This is a genomic window from Chryseobacterium sp. HNCC26DJ238, assembly GCF_057180465.1.
Map to the genome: position 1 here is coordinate 1 of NZ_JBXUGI010000042.1, position 2943 is coordinate 2943.

The window sequence follows — 2943 nt, forward strand, 5'->3', positions numbered from 1 at the left end:
AAAACACTAAAACGCAGATGAAGAAAATAATTACAATACTCAGTGCAGGTATATTTTTAAATATTTACGGGCAGAAAATGGATCATATCCAAAACATCACTCCCCAGCCTCCTGAAGTCAATGCCATTTTAAAATCTTTTGAAACTCCGGTATCATTATATACCGGAAGTCCTGATATTTCGATTCCTATTTACAGCATTAAAGAAGGAGATATTAATTTTGATGTAAAATTATCTTATAATACCACAGGTATAACCGTAGGAGAAAGATCTTCCTGGGTTGGATTAGGATGGAATCTGTCTGTTCCCACACTGGTCAGAAATGTCAGACAGGTTCCTGATGATTTGCCTCATGGCTTTTTTTACGAAACCCAATATACCGTTGATAATGCCAATAATTTGTTGAACACCATTGGGCCTGATGTTCATTTAGCTGATATTCAATTAGCTTGTCCGCAATGCATTAATCTTGACAGTAAATACAAAGAGGGATTGTTGGATTTGGAATCTGACGATTACAGAATAACACTTCCTGATGGGAAAAGCATTTCCTTTATGGTTAATCAGGAGAGAGATCCCCAGCATCCCGTTGGTCATTTTGTTCAGTTCCCTGATTCCGATTATAAAATAGACTATAGTACCTCCACCGGGAATTGGGAAATTACCAGCCCCCAGGGATTTAAATATGTTTACATAATGGGAAATACTATTATTTCCCAAAATACCTATACGATAGGCGGAACATCCATAGGAACTGAAACCCCGGTAAGAGATCAGATATATAGAAGCACATGGGCATTATCGAAAATAGTAAGTCCTGATAATCGTACTCTAAATTTCGAGTATGATCCTGTTTTATATGAAGACTGTGATTTAGTGAATCAGACAAAAACGGTTTCAGTTGACGAAACAGCTTTTCCTAATGAAGCAAGAAATACAGTTTACAGCAATTATTCTAAAACCAAAGGCAGAAATTTATACATCAGCAGAATATGGGGTGATTTTGGAGAAGTCATTTTTAATAAAGACAGCCGTCTGGATTACACTACTTACGGTAAAAAACTCAGTACTGTTGATATTAAAAATAAAGCAGGCTTAATAAACCGGGTGTCTTTTGAGTATGATTACATGATAAGTGCCCCTGCTTCCCCTAAATACACCTGTAACCGATTTAAAAATGACAATGATATTTCAAAAAGACTGATGCTCAGAAAAATCAGCTTTAATACTGAAACGCAGAAACCATTATCCTATCAATTTAATTACAATGCCATGGCTTTGCCCGGCCGTTTGTCTTTTGCAAGAGACTGGTGGGGATATTATAATGGACAGGACAGCAATCCCGGCCTGACGCCAAGTATTGATCTGGTCATGACGGAAGAAAATAACAGGGATGTCAAACCTCTTTTTACAAAAGCAGGATCTTTGGAAGAAATCATTTATCCGACAGGAGGAAAAACCAAATTCCAGTTTGAAAGCAACAGGGGTGTTTTTTATGATTACAATAATTTGCAACAGCAAAAAATCCATGATATCATCCCATTTATTGTTAAGGAACATCTTTTCTCAACCAATGAGAATATTACCCCCCTGCTCAATAAGGTCTATCAATACCCTTTACCTATTAATGCAGGTGAAATAACGACGACTTCCATGCAGCCCCTTGAATTATTTACAAATACCAATCAGTGTATTTATCCTGATGATTCGCTTCCGTTAAGCAACAGCTGCGCTATCTATTATTCGGTCATAGATCATAATAATCAAATTATTATCCCAAAAGCCTTATTAAGGAATAATGTATCAAGAATAGTACAGATCCCAAGAAATAAGCTGACGGATGGGCTAAAATTAAAAGTTGAATTGTATGCCGGTAAATCATCTTCAGGCTCTCAGGTCTTTGACCATAACCAACATGAAGCAAACATTACCATCACTCACAAAGTAATTGATACAACGATGGCCAGAATTACTCAGTATGGTACCGAAGTTCCCTTTGGAGGATTAAGGATTAAAAGAATTGAAAACTATGAAAATAATGTAAATCCAAATATAAAAGAATACGATTACACATCCGAAGGTATTGAAAGCGGTATTTCTCTATTCGAACTGGATTTTCTTCAGTCCACTCCGGGTAAGCTCTTTGTTACTTCGCAGAGCAGATTTCCCATGCAGACAGGAAACGGATCTTTAATATCTTACACAGATGCAAAAGAGTATAGAATAAATCAGCTTACGAATGAAAGAAACAATATTTCCCATACTTTTAATAACATGTATTTGATGGGAAGCTATCTGGGATCCTGTTTTTTTAACTATGGTCAGGGAGGAGCCCTGACTTCCAGTTCTGTCCCCTGCTATGAAAACCCCTTAAACGGAAAACCTCTTTTTATAAATTATGCGGACAAACAAAAGGAGTCGTTTGAATATCAAAATGTTTCTTATATAGGTAAGGATTTACAATATATAAAAGGAATTGATTTTGACAGGGTAATCAAGCCAAAAGATTTTGCCTATATGGCGATCGCGGCCAGTCCAACTTATTTAGGACCAGAATTTTTTTACTATACTTTCAAAAACTTTGATGATCCTGATTATTCAAAAGAAGTCAGAGAAAACTTCAATGGAAAGGAAATAATAACTAAAAACCAGTACAGCAGTTTAAGTCCTTACCATCATCAAGTTACAAGACAGAAGACCACGAACAGCGACGGCGTGACCAGTGAAACTTCTTACGCTTATGCTCAGGACAAAGGGAATCAGCTGATGATCAATAAAAATATGACCGGTATTCCTCTGGAAACAACAACGACTCAAACTGTTGGAGGTACAACTAAAACACTGGCGAAGACAGAAACTCTTTATCCCGTTTCCCAGTCACAGGCAGATACAAAAACTTCAGGACTCGTACTTCCATACGAAGTAAAATCAACTGATTTTCTTG

General features: G+C 36.8%; 1 protein-coding gene. It reads left to right on the forward strand.

Translation table 11 applies throughout. The features are described 5' to 3' along the window. Positions 1 to 17 precede the first annotated feature (17 nt). Positions 18 to 2943 (forward strand): hypothetical protein (locus tag AC2A07_RS19595; RefSeq protein WP_484051786.1); only part of this gene is annotated, 2926 nt, incomplete at its 3' end.